11 protein-coding genes are annotated in these 19,672 nt (G+C 52.3%); 8 read left to right on the top strand and 3 right to left on the bottom strand.

The features are described from left to right. Positions 1-11 precede the first annotated feature (11 nt). From KIH39_RS09240 to KIH39_RS09205, 8 genes are all read left to right on the top strand, one after another. A complete protein-coding gene (locus KIH39_RS09240; protein WP_213499045.1) occupies positions 12-2,486 on the top strand; it encodes a phosphoketolase family protein in 2,475 nt (824 codons plus the stop codon). Between the two features lie 226 nt (positions 2,487-2,712). Continuing rightward, entirely contained in the window at positions 2,713-3,747 is a 1,035-nt protein-coding gene (locus tag KIH39_RS09235; RefSeq protein WP_213499044.1) for a class I fructose-bisphosphate aldolase, read from the top strand. A 41-nt stretch (positions 3,748-3,788) separates the two neighbouring features. Continuing rightward, a complete protein-coding gene (locus tag KIH39_RS09230; protein ID WP_213499043.1) occupies positions 3,789-3,995 on the top strand; it encodes a hypothetical protein in 207 nt (68 codons plus the stop codon). Positions 3,996-4,316: 321 nt separating this feature from the next. Next, positions 4,317-5,147 (top strand): polyphosphate kinase 2 family protein, encoded by an 831-nt coding sequence (locus KIH39_RS09225; RefSeq protein ID WP_213499042.1) that lies wholly within the window; start codon positions 4,317-4,319, stop codon positions 5,145-5,147. A 60-nt stretch (positions 5,148-5,207) separates the two neighbouring features. Beyond that, a complete protein-coding gene (locus tag KIH39_RS09220) occupies positions 5,208-6,227 on the top strand; it encodes a M90 family metallopeptidase (protein WP_213499041.1) in 1,020 nt (339 codons plus the stop codon). 472 nt (positions 6,228-6,699) lie between these two features. Beyond that, positions 6,700-7,347, top strand: coding sequence for a BON domain-containing protein (locus KIH39_RS09215; RefSeq protein ID WP_213499040.1), 648 nt, complete (start codon positions 6,700-6,702; stop codon positions 7,345-7,347). A gap of 928 nt (positions 7,348-8,275) precedes the next feature. Next, on the top strand, positions 8,276-9,289 hold the full coding sequence (locus KIH39_RS09210; protein ID WP_213499039.1) for a YfdX family protein: 1,014 nt from the start codon (positions 8,276-8,278) through the stop codon (positions 9,287-9,289). Positions 9,290-9,377: 88 nt separating this feature from the next. Further along, positions 9,378-10,310, top strand: coding sequence for a slipin family protein (locus tag KIH39_RS09205; RefSeq protein ID WP_213499038.1), 933 nt, complete (start codon positions 9,378-9,380; stop codon positions 10,308-10,310). Positions 10,311-10,894: 584 nt separating this feature from the next. On the opposite strand, the gene KIH39_RS09200 is transcribed toward KIH39_RS09205, so the two are convergent. The 3 genes from KIH39_RS09200 to KIH39_RS09190 form a co-directional block, all read right to left on the bottom strand. Further along, complete coding sequence (locus tag KIH39_RS09200) at positions 10,895-14,974, bottom strand: amidohydrolase family protein (protein ID WP_213499037.1); 4,080 nt, start codon at positions 14,972-14,974, stop codon at positions 10,895-10,897. Positions 14,975-15,175: 201 nt separating this feature from the next. Further along, positions 15,176-16,405 (bottom strand): PP2C family protein-serine/threonine phosphatase, encoded by a 1,230-nt coding sequence (locus tag KIH39_RS09195; RefSeq protein WP_213499036.1) that lies wholly within the window; start codon positions 16,403-16,405, stop codon positions 15,176-15,178. Beyond that, complete coding sequence (locus KIH39_RS09190) at positions 16,402-19,023, bottom strand: PAS domain-containing sensor histidine kinase (protein WP_213499035.1); 2,622 nt, start codon at positions 19,021-19,023, stop codon at positions 16,402-16,404. The genes KIH39_RS09195 and KIH39_RS09190 overlap by 4 nt, the downstream gene beginning before the upstream one ends. Between the last annotated feature and the right edge of the window lie 649 nt (positions 19,024-19,672).

Genomic DNA, 19,672 nt, shown 5'->3' with positions numbered 1-19,672 from the left:
AGGAGTTGACGATGTCGAAACGTGAAGGCAAAATCGCATCCTTGGATCAGGAACAGTTGCGAAAAATCGATGCCTACTGGCGGGCCGCGAATTATTTGTCGGTGGGGCAGATTTATCTCTACGACAATCCGCTTCTGAAAGAACCGCTCCAACTTTCGCATGTAAAGCCGTTGGTCGTCGGTCACTGGGGAACCACGCCGGGCCAAAATTTCATTTACGTGCATTTGAATCGAGTCATCAAGAAGTACGACCTGAACATGTTCTATATCGCCGGGCCAGGACATGGCGGCCCGGCAATCGTGGGGAATGTTTACCTCGAAGGAACGTGGAGCGAAGTTTATCCGAATGTGACCCAGGATGAAGCCGGATTGAAAAAGCTGTTCAAGCAGTTTTCCTTTCCCGGCGGGATTTCCAGTCACGTCGCGCCGACGACCCCGGGTTCGATTCACGAAGGCGGCGAATTGGGATACTCTCTCAGCCATGCGTTCGGGGCAGCTTTCGACAATCCCGATCTGATCGTTGCCTGCGTGGTCGGGGATGGCGAAGCGGAAACGGGTCCCTTGGCGACCTCCTGGCAATCGAACAAGTTTCTCAATGCTATTACCGACGGCGCGGTGCTGCCGATCTTGCACCTTAACGGCTATAAGATCAGTAACCCGACCGTGCTTTCTCGGATCGAGCACGAAGAACTGGAACAATTTCTTCGCGGAAACGGCTGGAGTCCCTACTTCGTAGAAGGCGATGATCCCGCGTTGATGCATCAGGCGCTGGCCGAAACACTCGATACGGTAGTGGAAAAGATCCAAAAAATCCAACAAGAAGCACGTCACAAGAAGGAAGATAAAAAGGGCAGTCTCTCTCCAGATTCCCCGTGCGTCCGGCCACGTTGGCCCATGATTGTCTTGCGATCCCCCAAAGGCTGGACGGGACCCAAAGTCGTGGATGGCCTGCAGATCGAAGGCACTTTCCGCGCCCACCAAGTGCCACTGTTGGTGGATCCCGCTCATCCTGAGCATGTCAAATTGCTGGAAAGTTGGATGAAAAGCTACAAGGCCGAGGAGTTATTCGACGAAAGTGGTCGACTGAAACCGGAGTTGGCGGAGCTTGCTCCGAAGGGAAACCGCCGGATGGGGATGAATCCTCACGCCAACGGGGGAATTCTCCTCGAAGATCTTCGGATGCCCGATTTTCATCAGCACGCCGTTGATGTTCCCTTACCGGGTGCGGTCAGTGGCCAGGATACTCTCGTGTTAGGAAAGTTCCTCAGGGATGTTGCCAAGCAAAATCAACAGCAACGGAATTTTCGCATTTTCGGCCCGGACGAGACGCTCTCGAATCTTCTCGGCGCAGTTTTTGAAGTCACGGACAGACAGTGGGACGCACGCGAAATTCAGAACGATGAATTCTTGGCTCCTCAAGGCCAAGTGCTAGACTCAATGCTCAGCGAACACCAGTGCGAAGGCTGGTTGGAAGGCTATCTCTTAACCGGTCGTCACGGCCTCTTCAATAGCTACGAGGCCTTCATACGTATCGTAGATTCCATGTTTAGCCAGCACGCCAAGTGGCTGAAAGTCACGCTGGAATTGCCCTGGCGCCGAAAGATCTCCTCGCTGAATTATCTGCTCGCTTCGCACGTTTGGCAGCAAGATCACAATGGTTTCACTCATCAGGATCCCGGTTTTCTCGACCACGTCATCAACAAAAAAGCCGAAATCGTCCGGGTCTATCTACCCCCCGATGCGAACTGTCTTTTGTCGGTTTTCGACCATTGTCTACGCAGCCGCAACTATGTGAATGTCGTGGTGGCCGGCAAACACGCCCTGCCGCAATGGCTGACAATGGATGCTGCGGTCGTGCACTGCACCGAAGGCATCGGCATCTGGAAATGGGCTAGTAACGACGAGGGGGCCGAACCGGATGTCGTGATGGCTTGCTGTGGAGACACTCCGACGCTGGAGATTCTCGCGGCGGTTTCGATTCTGCGTTACTATCTCCCCGATCTGAAGATACGCGTTATCAATGTCGTTGATCTCATGAAGCTGCAATCCGCGAGCGAACATCCGCACGGACTGAGTGAAACGGATTACGATTCACTCTTCACCCAAGATAAACACATCATCTTTGGATTTCACGGTTACCCAAGCTTAGTTCATCGTCTAACCTATCGACGTACCAATCAAAATCTTCACGTGCGCGGATACAAGGAGGAGGGCACAATAACGACTGCCTTCGATATGCGAGTTCAAAACGACTTGGATCGCTTTCATCTGGTTCAGGACGTGATCGACCGATTGCCTCAGTTGAAAGATCGGGCGGCCTATTTGAAACAGATGGTTGGAGACAAGCTCGTGGAACACAAGAGCTTTATCGACGAACGGGGCGAAGACATGCCGGAAATCCGCAATTGGAAATGGATGGATCAGAAAACCCACAACTTAGACCCTCGAGCTCCCGCGAATTCCTCGAAAAAAACGGTTACACGATGAATGCTGAGAAACAGAATCATCGAGAACGATCGGCTTCTTATGAGCAAGCGCTCGTTCGCGAGCTACCTCCTCGCCGGGAGTGCATCCATCGAAATAATCGAGTTATAACGCGGATTGCACTCCTGATGATATGCGTGCTTAGCTAGCTCATCCTCGAGGACTTAGCAGCGCGTACAAGAAGTGAATCCACATTCGAATTGTGATCCCCAAAGAAGAATCGAAATTTATGAACACGCAACTCCTCCGAGAGACTACTCAAGAATTACTAGCCGACCATAAAGGCCTGCTGGCGATGGATGAAAGTACGGAAACTTGCAATAAACGATTTGCCAAAATCGGTATTGCGCAAACGGAGGAGGCCCGCCGCGCCTATAGGGAGTTGATTATCACAACACCCGGTCTCAATGAGAGCATCAGCGGAGTTATTCTCTACGATGAGACAATTCGGCAAAAGCAGAAAGATGGCACTCCTTTCTTAAAGGTTCTTAGCAATGCGAAAATCCTCACTGGTATCAAAGTCGATACCGGCGTCAAGGATTTAGCAGGGCATCCGGAAGAGAAAATAACCGAAGGCTTGGACGGCTTGCGCGGACGCCTTGCGGAGTATTTCGAGATGGGCGCTCGATTTGCAAAATGGCGCGCGGTAATTGCAATCGGCGAACGGATTCCCAGCAGGGGTTGCATCGAGGCCAATGCACAGGCATTGGCGCGATATGCGGCTTTGTGTCAGGAAATTGGACTCGTCCCCATCGTCGAACCGGAGGTTCTAATGGAGGGCGAACATACTCTGGAGCGGTGTGGGGAATTGTCGGAGAAAGTCTTGCGAATGATTTTCGAAGCTCTTTACGGTCAACGGGTGATGCTGGAGGGAATCCTCCTGAAACCGAATATGATACTTCCGGGAACGTCTTCCTATAAACAAGTAACTGTGGAAGAAGTGGCAAATGCTACTCTCCGCTGCCTCCTGCGGACTGTGCCCGCCGCGGTTCCGGGAATTGCTTTTTTGTCCGGGGGTCAATCTGCTGAATTGGCCTCAGCTCGTTTGAATGCCCTGAATTTGAAATTCCAATCTCGATTGCCCTGGGTGTTAACCTTTTCCTTTGCCCGCGCGATCCAGCAACCGGCCCTGGAAATTTGGCATGGAACCTCCGAGAACGTCTCGGAGGCTCAGAAAGCGCTGTATCATAGAGCCACCTGCAATCGGGCGGCGCGGCGCGGTGAATATACGGCTCTCTTGGAAACGCCCTCCCTTAACTCATGAAGTCGCGGAGTTCACTTCTCGAATCGAGAAGACAGTACGTCATGGAAATCGAACACTATTCCTACAGTCTTCATGCCTTGACCTGCGGAATTATTTCTGCCAAGTGGGCCATGGAATTGGGCTTCAGCCAACTCCGCCAGGCCCTTTGGGGTATTGCAGGTCTTCTGCTGGGGCCGTTGGCTCTTCTGATACTCTACATTCGTTTAGTGCGAGATCGGCAGGCGACGGGAAAGATTGGCGGCGAATAGTAAAGCCCTGAGAAGCTTCTGCTCCCGGATTCTGCATGATTTCATCGACGTTCTTTCCTTTTTCGGCGGGAACGACGCTCGTTCTGGTCGACGATTCCTCGCAAGATTCTCGAGGCCGTACTTCTTGCTGTGGAGGTAGTGGACACTCTCCGGACTCGGGGGGAACTACCCCGACGGCCCTTGTTACCCGGAGTGCAAATGTCAGAGATATTCGCTTATGTCATGGTATCTTGACTGATAGTAATCGGTGCTTTGAAAGTGATAAAGATGAGTAAGCATATCCCGACCTCGGTCGCGTAGCATTCAGAGAGGAAGATAGCGATGAAATATATCAATCGGTTCAAAGTCGCCCCCGGAAGTAAGGTCAAGCTCAAGGAGATTGATCCCGGGTTCAAGGACCAGCACGATAACCACAAACAAGCCTCCGAAGAGATCGACGAAGATCGAAAGAAACTTCGAAAGCTCCAGGAGTTGTTTTATGCCGATGGACGCTACTCTCTACTCATTTGCCTTCAAGGCATGGATACTGCAGGCAAAGATGGCACGATCGACCATATCCTGGGAGCTATGAATCCTCAAGGCTGTAGCGTGGTCGGATTCAAACAGCCGACTCTTCAAGAGTTATCTCACGATTTCTTATGGCGAATTCACCCACATGCACCGGCCCGGGGAAAAGTGGCCATCTTCAATCGTTCCCATTATGAGGACGTACTCGTCGTTCGCGTCCACGATCTGGTGCCGAAAGCGGTTTGGTCTCTTCGATATGATCGGATCAACGATTTTGAAAAAGGGCTTGTTGAGGAGAATACTCGTATTCTCAAGTTCTACTTGCATCTCTCAAAGAAAGAACAACTGAGTCGTTTCAAAGAGCGACTCGACCTTCCTGCGAAGCAATGGAAAATCAGCGAGGCCGATTACAAAGAACGAGAATTCTGGAGCGATTATATCGCTGCCTACGAGAATGTCCTGTCTCGATGCAGTACTCACGACGCCCCCTGGTTTATTATCCCCTCCGATCACAAGTGGTTCCGAAACCTCGCGATCGCACGAATTGTTGTGGAACACCTGGAAGAGTTGGATTTGAAATTTCCCAAGCCTTCTGTGGATCTGGAACACATTCGTCGGGAATACCACGCCTCCAAGAAAAATTAGCGGCCCGTACGCGGGACGAATCCTCAGAATCGTTTTGCGATGTCACCGGAGATTCTAGCGATGTTAGTGACCCCCGAAGCCAACCGACTCAACCGGAATCGCGCCCTTGTTAGTGTTGGGCTGATGGCAATCCTCTTCGTAGTGGTTGGCCGGTTTTTCCCACCTTTTCTAATGACTCTGATCCTATGCCCGCTCTGCTACTGGTTGCTTCGACGACGATGTCTTCGCCGTCTGTCTATCATGGGACGACCATTTCCCGCAGAGTGGGAAAAAATCCTAGAGGGTCACGTGGTCTTCTTTCAATCTCTGCCTGACCCTGAAAAAGTGCGTTTCCGACAACTCGTGAAAATTTTCCTCGACGAAATCCGCATTACGGGTATTCGCACCGAAGCTGATGACACTGTTCGGCTACTGGTGGCGGCGAGTGCGATCATCCCCATTTTCGGGTTCCACGATTGGGAATATCATCGACTGGGTGAAGTCCTGATCTATCCGGAATCGTTCGACGAGAAATATCAAACGACTGGAAATACCGATGAGAACATTCTCGGCATGGTCGGCCTGAAACACCTTAGCGGAGTGATGATCCTGTCCAAACCGTCGCTCCTGGCCGGCTTCGATAATCCAATTGGCTCAGACAATGTCGGCATCCATGAATTCGTCCATTTGATCGAACAGGAAGAACTCGAACATGGCCTGCCGACGGAAGTTCCCTGGGAGTCTGTCCGGCATTGGGTGCAATACGTGGCGAAAGAACTTGCTCATCCCGCCAAAAACCATGCCTACTTCAAAGATTACGCCTACACGAACGATCAGGAATTTTTAGCGGTCCTGGCCGAGTATTTCTTTAAATCGCCGGAGCTCTTGCAGAAGAAAGATCCGGAATTGTACGGCATGCTTCGAGAAATGTTCCATCAGGATACTCGCTCAATTTTAAATGAGCCAAATCTTCGACGTCAGAAATACGATCGGAATTCTCCCTGCCCCTGTGGCAGCGGCAAGAAATATAAACAGTGTTGTTTATTGAAGGGTAGGGAGGTGAAGAGCGGAGTACGGTCGAGCAACAATACCGATGTCTAATCCGAATGTCGCGGCGTTGGTGGGTTCGTTCGTTGAATGATTTCTCCTTGAGTGCGGTACGTTCCGCTTTTCGGGCCGCTACTCACTGGCTATCTTAATGGCTGCGTCCGAAGCAGCAAATTAAAGCTCGAGAAAATCCCTTTTTTTACCGACCCGCAACATTCTGATAACTTGGGGCTGATTCAAATGTGCGGTCGCAAGAAGCGATTCCGGTGTCGGGTGATAAAGCAAAAGCGAGTCAGGAGAGATCACTCCAAGCTATCGGAAACCTTATTTTTGATCTGCCCTGTTCCTGTCTGGGATTGGTCGCATCATTCTTCCCTTACCCCACTTTGCGAGTTTTCCCCTCATACTCTGCCGGATGATCTGTCCTATTCACTTTTTAGAGTTGAGATACTGATATAGCAGCTGGTCAACCCAATCAGAATTTACTCTGTTGGATCGTCGGCTTAAGCAGATCGAGGATAATCAGATGAAAACGGATGCGCAATTACAAAAAGACGTCATGGATGAGATCAAGTGGGAACCGAGTGCCAAAGCCGCCCAGATAGGCGTTGCAGTCGCTAACGGGATAGTGACTTTGAATGGTACGGTGGCTTCATTTGCCGAAAAATGGGCTGTCGAGAAAGCTGCTCAACGGGTGGAAGGAGTCCGAGGGATTGCTCAAGAAGTTACGATTAAACTGCTCGGCGAACACACGAAAACGGATACGGAAATCGCTGAGGCGGCGGTGAATTCGCTTAAGTGGCATGTGTGGGTTCCCAACGATATTCAAGCCACGGTTTCGCAAGGTTGGATTACACTCCAGGGTTGTGTGAATTGGGAATACCAACGTTCGGCAGCCAAGGACTCAGTTCGATTCATGCCAGGAGTTACAGGCGTTTCGAACGATATCACTGTCAAAGCCCTGGTAGAGCCCAATGGCATAAAGGATTCTATCGAGAAAGCCTTCGTGCGTAATGCCGAAATTGACGGTGGAAAGGTACGAGTGGCTACCAGTGGTACCACAGTCACACTGACGGGAAAGGTGAGTTCCTATTCCGAGAAAGATCAGGCAGGAATTGTTGCTTGGAATGCTCCAGGTGTGAATTCCGTTTGTAACGAAATCGCTGTCGCCTAAATCCGTTTATAACCCAACTTCTCAATTGTTGCGGATCTCGGGCGTACAGAATGATCAGATTAGGATCATCAATGGGTATTTCCCTTCGGCGAGTTGTCCTCGGACAATTCGACTTGAAAGTCGTTTCCCATCAAGCCGTTTGAAGAGGGCGAAAATGATTGCCAGTGACCGCAGTGCGGACAACGACGATAGACTTCTCGGTAAACAAAGAAACTCGAATTGCCTATAAGCTCCAGTACGCGGATACTTATAGACTTATTTTAGACTTATTTTAAGTCTGAAATATTCTTTCTCGAACTTGGCGAAGGTTATTTTGTAGATTACCGGTAGCTTCCAAATCCGCGAACGCAAAAGAGCCCAGAATTGCACCAAAAAACGGAAGAACCCTTCCTGTGGTAAAATGACTGATATTGTCAAGATCTCGCAATTGCAAGATTTTATACCAGCTCTACCAAAAAATATATGTACAGTTTTGACATCACGGAGTTGCGATGTTGATATTTACAGGATGTTAATTTAGGTCCTTTATCCTTACGTGTTCCCTGTCCATTTACACCACAGACTTCACTGATTTTCCTGTCCAGTCTAGAGCGTGCGTCTCGGATACTACCCATGTAGATATGACCTCGGAGCTTTGAGCTGGTCTGTAAATCGAACTAAACCGGATGAGTTTTATATAGTCAAGATCACCTTCGGGTTTAGTCGAAAAACGAATCCGTCTCAAGAGGTGACCAAAAACTCATATCTACCTGAATTCTGATTGGATCGATCCGACGTTACCTCGAAGTTGACAGTAAGTCGAGAAATAACGATGAATCGCAATCTTGATTGTTTGTGAATTTATCCGTTTCATCTGAGAGATCAGCGGTACTATTTATTTTAGATAGTCCGGGTTGGATCTTTCACGCTGTGTTCAAGGAATAGAAAAGTGAAAAATCGAAAGTTCATTCTGAGTGTTTTAGCTGGGTCGCTAACAATCCCCACCTTTATTCTCGGCTGCGACACGCAGAAAGAAACAGTAAATCAGACGAAGGAGAGCAAGGACGATCAGAAAGAAGGAGGAATTAGTCGCATCCTTGAGTCAGTGGATTTTGCGCCGGGCAAAACGCTTTCGCCTCAAGACCAGGCAAAAGTCTCCTCACTTGGGCTAAAAATTCTCGGTCACGTCGCGAAAGCTCAGGAAGATATCGAAGGCAAAAAAAATCCTGATGCAAAAAGCGAATTGAAGCAAGCAAGTACTCTTTTGAAAATTCTCAAAGAGCTTTTGCCAACTGTTAAGGTCATAGATCACATCTGGGTCACCAAAACCGATTTGTCTTATCTAAATACTTCAGAAATTCACCAGGATCTCGTAACCATTCTTGCCTCCATCGATCAAATATACGATGTGCTGCCGGAGGGAAAGGCGAAAGACCACGCCAAGAAAGCGAAAACGATTTTGACCAAGGACAAAGAAAAAGGGGCGAGCCAAGCTAAGGCTGAACTTGAAGCTGTCGAAGAATCCTTGGATTTTAACGAAGTCGATATGTCGGTTTCGTACACTTCGCGATTGGTGAAGATCGCACAGGCAGATTTGGATAAGGACAAAAACAAAGAAGCCGCCGATGAATTACGTCGGGTAGGAGACGGCATCATCTTCTTTGATGCGAGTATCTTTGATCCGATGGACGTGGCCATGCGGCGAATTTGGATGGGGACTCAAGACTATAACGGCAAAGACTATAAAGCTGCCAAGAACCGCATGGATCATGCCTTAAAAGCCCTTAAAGACGTCTCTCAAGTCGGTGACAAAACGATGAAAGCATCGGCTCAAAAGCTGATAACCGAGATCTCGGCAATCGATGTTTCGAAAGAGTCTGAGGGAACAAGCAAAGCTCTCGATACCCTCTGGAAAGACGCCCGCAAGATGGTCGAAGAACCTGCAGTTGGAACCAAACCCTAAATTTCAAGCCTTTAAACTCGCGTTCGCTCCCCCTCTCCCTATTGAGAGAGGCGGGATATTTAACTCTTTGTTCATTCAGGAATTCACCATGAAGACGACCAGCCCTTTTGCGACACTCATTTTTTTCGTATTCATCGCTATTGGCGGTGGTGTGGCATATGCCGTTTACAGCCCCAACTCTCCAATGCCAAGCATAGTAAGTGGGATAGTGGCTTTCGCAATCGCTGTTGTATCGGCTCTATCGATTCGAGTTGCCGATCAATGGGATAAAGCTGTGATACTGCGGCTAGGACAGTTTCGTTCGCTCAAGGGCCCGGGACTCTTTTGCATCATCCCGATTCTCGACGCGATCCCGTACTGGATCGATACACGCGTTATTACTACCGGATTCAAGGCGGAAAAAACACTGACTAAGGACACTGTGCCGGTCGATGTGGATGCCGTTCTCTTCTGGAAGGTTATTGACCCGAAGAAAGCGGCGCTCGGCGTGGCAGATTATGAGAGCGCAATCAGCTGGGCCTCCCAAACAGCCCTGCGCGATGTCATCGGAAAAACCATGCTTTCGGATATGCTCGAAGGCAGAGACAAAATCAGCAGCGTCCTTCAGAAGATCATCGACGATCGCACTGAACCCTGGGGAATCAGCGTGATTTCCGTCGAAGTCAAAGATGTATTAATTCCTCAGGCCCTGGAAAATGCCATGTCGATGCAGGCGCAGGCGGAACGCGAACGACAAGCCCGAGTCATCCTGGGGGATTCCGAGCGCCAAGTAGCCGAGAAATTCGCGGAAGCTGCTAAAAGTTATCAGCACAATCCGGTTGCTCTTCACCTGAGAGCCATGAACATGCTCTACGAGGGGTTGAAGGAAAATTCTACGATAGTCATCGTCCCGAGTACTGCCGTGCAGAGCATGGAGCTCGGCGGTCTGGCCGGGTTAACAGCATTGACTATGGGGATCGGACAAGAAGGCGCCAACGCTGCGAAAAATGGAGAGATTCCACTCAAAGAATTTACTCGCTGACCCAATAAGGGCGATCGAGAACCAAGTTTGAGTCGAAATCGAATAGTACACGCCGAGGGCGTGAAATATTTTCCAACTCAATGGGATGCCTTACCGCATTCCGTTCGAGTTGGGGATTCATAACGGGAAAGCCATTAGCCATTTAGAGTCTGATTCATTCGGCCTCCTATCGCTAAGCTGAGCTTCATCCACAATAGGATTGCCAGGTTTGCGGTCTAAAGTTAGCATCAAAAAATTGAAGTCCTGCTGAAGCCTTCCCCACCAAAAAAAAGTACACAAAGTTTAGATGCCAAGCTAACTTCGAAGTTTCGGATGCCCGATTCTCGCATTCAATGGCTCTTCGCTGCACCCCGGCTGATAAACTTCTAGGTTTCGCGTACGTTTCCTCTCCCCCTCGACCATTCAAGTAGTCAGATCGAGCTACAGCTGCGAACTCTCTGCAACACCTGAGCCGCCGGTCCAAGACATCGGAAAAAAGTTTCCCAGCCGTCCGGTGGACCCGAGAAGGCCGAGGTCCAGTCCTATGGTTTTTGAAGACGGGAGAAATCCGAGGAATTCGGGAAGTTCAGGCTTACCAAATTATATTACTTGTCATTTCCCGGGACGGTGGAGCTCTGCGTCTCATCCAAGCGTTTGCGATACTTGTCGAATAGTCGGGTCTGCTTGCTGGTCGGTTCGTAGGGTTGGCCGTTCACGAATACCGCCAGCACTTGCGTCGACGCTTGCAACAGGTCGCCATCGGTGAGGACGAGGTTCGCACGCTTACCCGATTCGATCGTGCCCAATTTGTCCGCGACCCCCAGTATCGCGGCGGGGTAGAGGGTCACCGCCTTGAGTCCCTCTTCCGGCGGAAGCCCGTAGGCAACCGCCGTCGCGGCTTCATATGGAAGATTACGCGTATTGTTAGACCCGGCAGACCGGATGCAGAACCGGACACCTGCTTGATGCAACTTTGCGGCGGCGGTGTAGGAGGCATCGTACCGCTCTCCTGTCTCGCGCGACAGGGCCATGATCGGTCCGAGGATCACCGGAACATCCCGCCGTTTGAGTTCCGCGGTCAACTTCCAGCTCTCGATTCCGCCGCTGATGATGGGCTTGACCTTCAATTCGTCCGCCAGCTTCAACGTGGCTAAAATGTCCGCCTTGCGATTGGCTGTGAAGATCACCGGCTTTTCGCCGCGGACATACGGCAGCAAGGAGTCGAACCGGGGATTGGCGGTGGGAGACAATCCGGCCTTCCGGGCAGCTTCGTAGCGCCGAGCGGATTCGAAGAGTTCCTTCAAATGGTTGAGCTTTTCATCACGGCGGCCACGCGCCACCGCGCTTTCCCCTTCGTCTGCCGGCCAATTCGGGTTGAAGCCGCGCTGCACCGGTTCGATCGGATACTCGACGTGCAGCGCCAGCGGATCGACCACCACCATTTCCGAAGGAACCCAGCCGGCGAGGTTAATCAAGGCCCCTTGCCCAGGAACGAGTGAGCCCGTCGGTCGGGTAACGACAGTCGTGACTCCGTTGGCCCGAGTCACGGGAATGAGTTCCGAATCGGGATTAATGGCAATGCTGGCGCGAAGGTCGGGTTGAAAATCGCCCCCGTCGCGAAAATCGGCCGTTTCGCGGGCGGAGTCGATCTCGACGAGTCCGAGGACCGTCCCGGCATCGATCATCCCCGGATAGACGTGGTAGCCGTGAACATTGACCACGCTCGCGTCGGCGGGCACATCCAGTTTGGCCTCGGATGCAATAACCTGTGTGATTTCTTTGTTCGCGCTGACTACCACCGATCCGACGAAGGCCGGCTTGCCGGGCGGATGGATCGTTGCACCGCGCAACACATAGGATCCTTTGGTTGACCGCGGAATCGCGGCGAACTTGAGCGTTTGCTCGGCCGGCGGCCCTTTCGCGGCGGCGGCTGGAACCAATTTGTCCGAGCGTTGAAAATAGACTTCTCCTTCGACCAAAGTCATTTCGCAGCGACTGTAAGTATTGAGCGGATGGCCGTTAAAGATCGCCAGATCGGCATCCTTGCCGACTTCAATCGTACCCAGCCGCGATTCCAAACCGAGTTGACGGGCCGGATTTAAAGTGATCGTGTGAAGGGCTTCTTCGGGTGTAAATCGGCAGTACTTCACCAATTTGGCAGCTTCCAGGTTGAGGTGCCGCATCAGTTCGTTATCGTCGGATTTCAGACATACATTAACCCCGGCGTCTTGGAGTAAGCGGGCGGCAAAGGGAATGGCGTCGTACGCTTCGATCTTGTAAGCCCACCAATCACTAAAGAGGCTGACGCTGGCTCCGTGCGCGGCGATTTCAGGTGCGACTTTGTACCCCTCCAGCACGTGTTGCAGCGACCGTACCTTAACGCCGAATCTTTCGGCGACGCTGAGAAGCATCAGGATTTCATCGGCACGGTAGCAGTGGGAGTGGATTCGGATTTGGCCGCTTAAAACTTCCGCCAGCGCCTCCAGACGCAGATCGCGGCGCGGCTCCGGCAGCGGTTCGTTACTACCTTTGCTCTTTTCGTAGGCCTCCCATTTTTCGCGGTAAGTCCGAGCTTCCGTGAACGCTCGAATGATCACTGCCTCGACGCCGAGTCGGCTATTCGGGAAGCGTCCGTCGGTTCGTTTGACGTTTTCGCCGAGGGCGAATTTCACGCCGCGCGGTGCATCCGAGACGAGCATTTCCTTCGAAGATCGGCCATATTTCATCTTGACGACCGCGTCCTGGCCTCCGATGACATTCGCGCTGCCGTGCAGGAGCCGGGCGGTAGTGACGCCGCCGCCGAGGGCGCGATAAATTTGAACGTCTTCAGAATCGATGACGTCGCGCACCCGAACCTCGGGGACAACGGAGAGCGACATCTCGTTGACGCCCCCGCTGATGGCGAAATGCGAGTGGGTGTCGATGATACCCGGCATAATGAACAGACCGTCGGCGTCGATGACCGTGACCCCCTTCTCGATGGCCAGGTCGGGGCCGATAGCCCGAATCTTTCCTCCGCGAACCAGGAGGTCGGCCCGGGTGAGGTTTTTACCAGTGCCCGTCAAAATAGTGGCTCCGCGAATGAGGACATCACCGCCCGTTTTGATTTTCGGCACTCGGTCCGACTCCGTTTCCGTCACCAGAGAATCCAGCGCGTCCAGCCACGGCATCAGCAATCGAAGCCCCAGGCCGTTAAAAGGCGGGACGGTTCGGTCGGGGTTTGCGGCCGCGGACGAACCGGCAGGCCGAGTTTTCGGAACGGCGGCGGGCGTTGGGGAAGCGGGAGTGGGATCCTCCGAACGGTTCCTTCGGGCGCCCATTGGTCGGCTCTCCGAGGGATTATCCGCTCGCGGCGGAGAGGGACTCTTCGCTTCCAAGTCGAACGGAATTCCATCAGAAAAGACAAAACGAAACTTGCTCTGCCGGTTCTGGTAATCACCTTCGCAAATCATCAGATGGGCTGATTTGCCTTTGGCGACGCTTCCAATCTGGGAGGCGACCCCCAAAATTTCGGCGGCATCGCGAGTCAGTGCGGCGAGCGCCGCTTCCGGTTTGAGGCCTGCTTCAATGGCTTTTCCCAGGTTTTCGCGAAACTTTTCCTCCGGACGAGGGCCGCTGAGTCCTTGGGTCATGAACGCGAAGCGAACACCCGCTTTGTGCAGCGCAGCGGCGCAACCATATTCTTGCTTGCGCAAAGCCTCGCGGTCTTCGCGAACCCGCAGTGGGAGTCCGGCGTCTGAATCGTTCGGTGTGGAAAAGTCGAGCCGGAGAATAACCGGGACGTGTTCGGCTTGGAGGCGATCCGCGACTTTCCAGGCCTGGCGGCCACCCACGATGATGGGCTTGAGACCAAATTCGCGGGCAAAATCCAGCGATCGGTGAATTTCGTCGGCGGTATCTGCTTCAAAGGCGACCGGCAACTTCCCGTCGAGGGCCGGCCAAAGAGCTTCGAGACAGGGGTCCGAAGCAGGTCGTTTTCCGGTTCGGCCGCGTGCCTCGAAAGCCGCCCATTGTCGCTTGAGCCAACCGGCATCGAGCATGGTTTGGCGGCAATGCGCGACAATCCCCATCAAGGCAACGGGATATCCGGTACCCAAAACTCGTCCAAAGCGGGAATGCTGGGCCACCGGGGCGCGAAGCGTGGCGTCTCGCGGCACGGCTCCGCTCAAACTGACAAGGGCACTGGTTCCCGAGAAATAACCGACGTCCGGAACAGCTAGCTGGGCTGTAAAGCCGACGCGGCGCCAGGGTGCGGCCGATTCTTCATCGAGCTTAAGCGCAGTGTGGACGGTGAACTCGGGAGTCAGGCCCTTGCGGTTATCGGGCTTGGTCGTCGCGAGGGAATCGGCGGCCATGTCTTGGACCGACGGAGTTCCCGTTTGTGATCGTCGCAAAGCCGGATCATAACCGCGCTGGCTCCCCGCATCAATGAAGCCGGGATAAACCGTCAACCCCTTCCCTTCCGTGACCGCAGCATCGGCGGGAATGGCCACGTCAGGGCCGACCGCGACGATCAGACCGTCCCGAATCACGATGCTGGCCTTCGCCAAAACCGTACCCGGTTCCACGACAACTCGCGCATCGCGGATCGCATACGCGGCGGGTCGATAGTCGGCCGGGTTCTGAGCCAGCGCCGCGAGGGGAAAGACGAGCGCGACAATGAGCGCGAAACAGCGCGAGATCATGGATTGGATTCCTGGTAGTTTGATAAAAGGTTTAGGCGTTGTATCACGGTCGGACGGAGACGGCCACTCTTCGCGAGCATTCTGGCGGATTTCATTGAGATGGAAAATTTCCCACCGAGTGCCGCCAGGATTTACTGAGAGCCACAACCGTCGGGGCCTGCGGGGTTGTGACGATGGGTGCCTCACTATTTTACGCGAACCTTATCTTGCCAAGATTTCGATCGCGAGTATTGAAATATCGTCTTGGGGCAGTTCCGCTTGCTGCCAGCGGGTGATGTCCCCCTGAAGATTGGCAACACTTACATCTAGCGGTTCCGAGAGCCCTCGACCAATTGTTTCCAGAAGCCTTCCGTAGCCAAATTGTTTGCCGGCTGAGTTCATTGCTTCAGGAATGCCATCGGAATAGATATACAGGCGATCGCCCGATTCCAATCGGACCGACCGTTCCTCGTAGGGGTCATTCGCCAATCCGATGGGGCCTCCCTGGCTTTCCAATAGCACGGGTTGCGAGCTGCTTTTTATATGCACTGGTCCCGGATGACCGGCCGAGGCATAGCGGAAAACTCCACTTTCTACATGCAGAATGCCATAAACCATTGTCGCATACTGCTCAGTGGCCGGATCGAATGGGAAGAGCCTATTCAGGTGGGCAACTACCTCGCTCGGAGGTGTAATATTGTTTCCCAGACCAACATTGCGATCTCGAATCAGAATCGAAGAGGGCTCCCAGGGGGCGGAGAGCAGACGGCTTAAGGAAACGGAGAGTAGGGCGGCGGCTACGCCATGGCCGCTGACGTCTAAAAGATAGAGTCCCACTTGGCCATCGCCGAGAGGAATCACGTTAAGTCCATCGCCTCCCAACTCGTTACAGGGTTTGTAGAGCCAGGAAAATTGAACCCCCGGCATTTGGGGCAAATCGCGTGGCAGAAACATTTCCTGGATCTTGGCGGCCGCTCGCAAGTCGCGGGTCATTCGGTCGTTCGCCTTTAACAGACTGGCGTTCGCCGCTTCTAACTCGATTTGTAGCTGACGAAGTTTCAAATGCGTTTCGACCCGAGCTTGCAATTCTTCCATCTGAAACGGCTTGATCAGATAATCGACGCCACCGAGCGCAAATGCTTTTACCTTATCCAAGGGTTCGGTGAGCGCGCTGATAAAGATGACTGGAATCCCTTTCAGAGCATCGTCCTCCTTTAGCTTTTCACAAACCTCATAGCCATTCATTTCCGGCATATTGATATCGAGGAGGATGAGATCCGGTGGATCGCGACGTGCGGCCAAGAGCGCTAGCTTGCCACTGGGTACCGGGCGGACTCGATATCCTCGTTCCTTGAGCATGCCGACTAACACCAGGAGATTGGCGGGAGCATCGTCCACGACCAAGATGTTGACCGGGTTTCCCGATTCGCTTTTTGAAGTTTCCGTTTTCAAGAGAGAATCTCCGTGCCAAAGAGATCAAGAAGTTTCTGGTACTGAAAGCTCTCCGCCAATCGACGGAGTTGTTGCGAGGTGTCCGGATCAAGGGAATCTCCCTCTCCGATCTTCTCGAGCAATCGATCAAAATCGGCCGTGATCACTGCCTCACGCAGGGACGAAATGAGTTCTGGGGGCCAACCCGCCAGCGAGGAGAAGTTAAGTTCCGCAGATTGTTCGGAGGAGTCCGATACTAGATCTGTTGCATAGATATACTCGACACCGACCTGAGCGTGGATTTTCTGGAACAGATCTCCCGCCCGGAACGGCTTGCCGATGAAATCATCCGCCCCGATCTCCATTAACTGTTGGCGGTTCTCATCCATAGCACTGGCAGTCACCGCGATTATTTTGGTTTCTGCGCCGCGGGTGCTGGCACGAATTCGACGTATGGCTTCATGGCCGTCCATTTCAGGCATGCGGAAATCCATCAGAATCAAGTGAGGGTGCCAGTCCTCAAAAAGCTTTACCGCTTCAAATCCATTGGTCGCTAGTCGGACCTCAAAACCGACGGGAGTTAAAAGCTGTACCAAAAGCTGGCGATTATCCTCGATATCGTCGGCAATCAAGACACGACAGGCGGGTTGTCCGGGTTGAAGCTTGAGGACGTGACGGGGCTTATCTTTAGCTTCCACCGATTGGGCTTCACCTACCTTCAACGGCAGGCGAATGGTGAAAACACTTCCTTTATTCACTTGACTGTTAACGGTGATCGCTCCGCCCATCAAGCGCACGAATTCCTGACTGATGGCCAATCCCAGACCTGTGCCCGTTCCGGCCTGCTGACCGGTCTTAGTCTGTTCGAAATGCCGGAATAATTTATCTTGGTCCTCAATCGAAATGCCCGGCCCGGTGTCTTCAATTTCAACCCGCAAATTTGGTTCTTTCTCCCCTGCATTATCTGCACTCACACGTAAAGCAATTCCGCCTTGCTCCGTAAATTTCACCGCGTTTCCGACTACATTGATGAACACCTGGCGAAGTTTGTTGATATCGGTGATGATGTATTGAGGCACTTCGCCGATCATCTCCATCGAAAAAGTCAACTTCTTCTCTTCGGTACGAACGCGAAACATCATCTCCAGGTCTTGGAGTAGAACCAGTAAGTCGAAGGTAGAGGGGTTCAGGGTAGTGCGCCCGGCTTCGATCTTGGACATCTCGAGGATGTCGTTGATCAGTGCCAGGAGATGCTCGCCACTTCGGTTGATGGTTCCCAAATACTGAGATTGAACGGGGGTGAGTTCCGGATCGCGAAGCATAAGTTGAGAGAACCCTAAGATGGCATTCATAGGAGTTCGGATTTCGTGAGACATATTCGCCAGGAAAACGCTTTTGGCGCGGTTGGCTTGTTGCAGGGATTGTTCGTAACGCTTGCGTTCGGTTACATCTCGTGCGGCTGCGAAAACCCCCTGCAATTTCCGGTCGCGGTCGTGAAAGGTCGTCGCATTGTAAGACACGACAGTTTCTTTGCCGTCCCGGGCCCGCGCGGTGAGTTCGTAATCGGTCACTTTGCGTTCGCTTAACACTAGTTTGATACCCGCCTCGGCTCGTTCCGGGTCGGTAAAATAGTCTTTGAAGGGCGCCCCGATCAATTCGTCCCGCGAGCAACCTGTCAGAGCTTCCATTTGTTTGTTCACGTCGGTGATAATGCCACGCGGATCGGTGGTGATCAGGGCGTCAATGTTGGATTCAATCAGCGAACGGGTGTAGAATTGTTGGTCGCGGACCCGCTGATCCAGCAACATACGTTCGGCTTCCACTTGCTTTCGAGCCGTATTGTCCGTGCCGATCAGTAGATATCCAATGATGGCGCTTTGATCGTCCCGCAGAGCGGTGACCGAGACAACGGCCGGAAATCGCGTACCGTCCTTGCGAATATAAGTCAGTTCGTAAATGTCTTCGATACCTCGTGCGGCCTTGAAAACGAGCGCTTCAAAGCCCGGCGTAATCTTCGTCCCCAGTTCGACGCTGAGAGCTTTGGCCCGAGTGATGACTTCCTGGGGATCGGAAATGTCGGCAGGCGTAATCTTGTTTAGGACTTCGGAGGCGTGGTAACCCAGCATACGCTCGGCCCCGACGTTGAATATTTGGATGACTCCTTTTTCATCGGTAGCGATACTCGAGAAGTTGGCGCTGTTGAAGATCGCGCTCTGGAGAGCCCCCGCTTTAAGTAGTGCTTCCTCGGCATGTTTGCGCGCGGTTACATCTTCCATGGCGAGTACCAGTAGTTCGCCGTGGTGTCCGGCCTGAAGCTTGCGAGCGTTCAGTAACATCACTCGTCGTCCGATGGCCGGGAAACTATGTTCGAGTTCGAAGTCATCGAACGCGGAACTCTGCGGCACGATATCTTCGAGTAAGGTCCGAAGATCGGGAATATCCCACTGACCATTGCCCAATTCATAAATGAGATGCCCCTCGGTTTCTCCCGGGGACACTTGAAAGGTCTGGTAGAAAGCTCGATTGGCGGACTGAACTCTCAATGTGGCATCCAGGATTAACAAGGGCTCGCGCACGGTGTCTACTATGTTCTGGGCGTAATTCTGGATTTCCTCGACCAACCGCCTGCGTTCGATCATGTTTTTTCTTCTGTTTGTTGGGGCTCATTATTCAGTACAAAGTGGTTGGAAAGTCTCAGCAGAGAGTCAGTTGGATAGAAGTTCTCCTACTTGCATCTAGCCGATTCTGAATCCCTTGGAATTCCTTAGGGATGGCCCCGATAAGACTTCTTGGATTCTCCAAACCCGCTGCTACATTACTCAGGCCGCCTGATCTTGAAAAGATGGCTATTAAGAAAGCATGGTGGAAGACCCAGCTAGCTGAACCGAAGTGGGATTCCTTCCGCAAAGATTTTTCTCCGACTATTCCGTTTGATCGAAATCTTCCTCTTCGAATGCTGCTAGGCAATGGTCTTCAATTGCTTTTGGCCAGAGCCCGATGCTGGGGAGATCGTGGACGAAATTCAAAAATTCCGATTCCTCCGAAGGTACCGGGATCAGTAATATCTTCCGTTTAAGACAATCAAGCCCTCACCTTTTACAGTCAGGTCTTTCGTTAAATGACTGTCGCCCGGATTGGAAGCCGGGATCGAACTGTCCGATCAAGGACCAGTAGACCTTTCGGAAACTATGTAATTCCAATGCTAACAGCTGAGCTGATTCTTTCGAGCCTGATCGACTTTACTGCGTGAATTTGCTTATTTTCCTGACTCGCTTGTAAGTTAATCAG

This window comes from Telmatocola sphagniphila, from assembly GCF_018398935.1.
Lineage (GTDB): Bacteria > Planctomycetota > Planctomycetia > Gemmatales > Gemmataceae > Telmatocola > Telmatocola sphagniphila.
The sequence above is the reverse complement of the archived record's forward strand: the minus strand, read 5'-3'. Positions and strand labels throughout refer to the sequence as shown.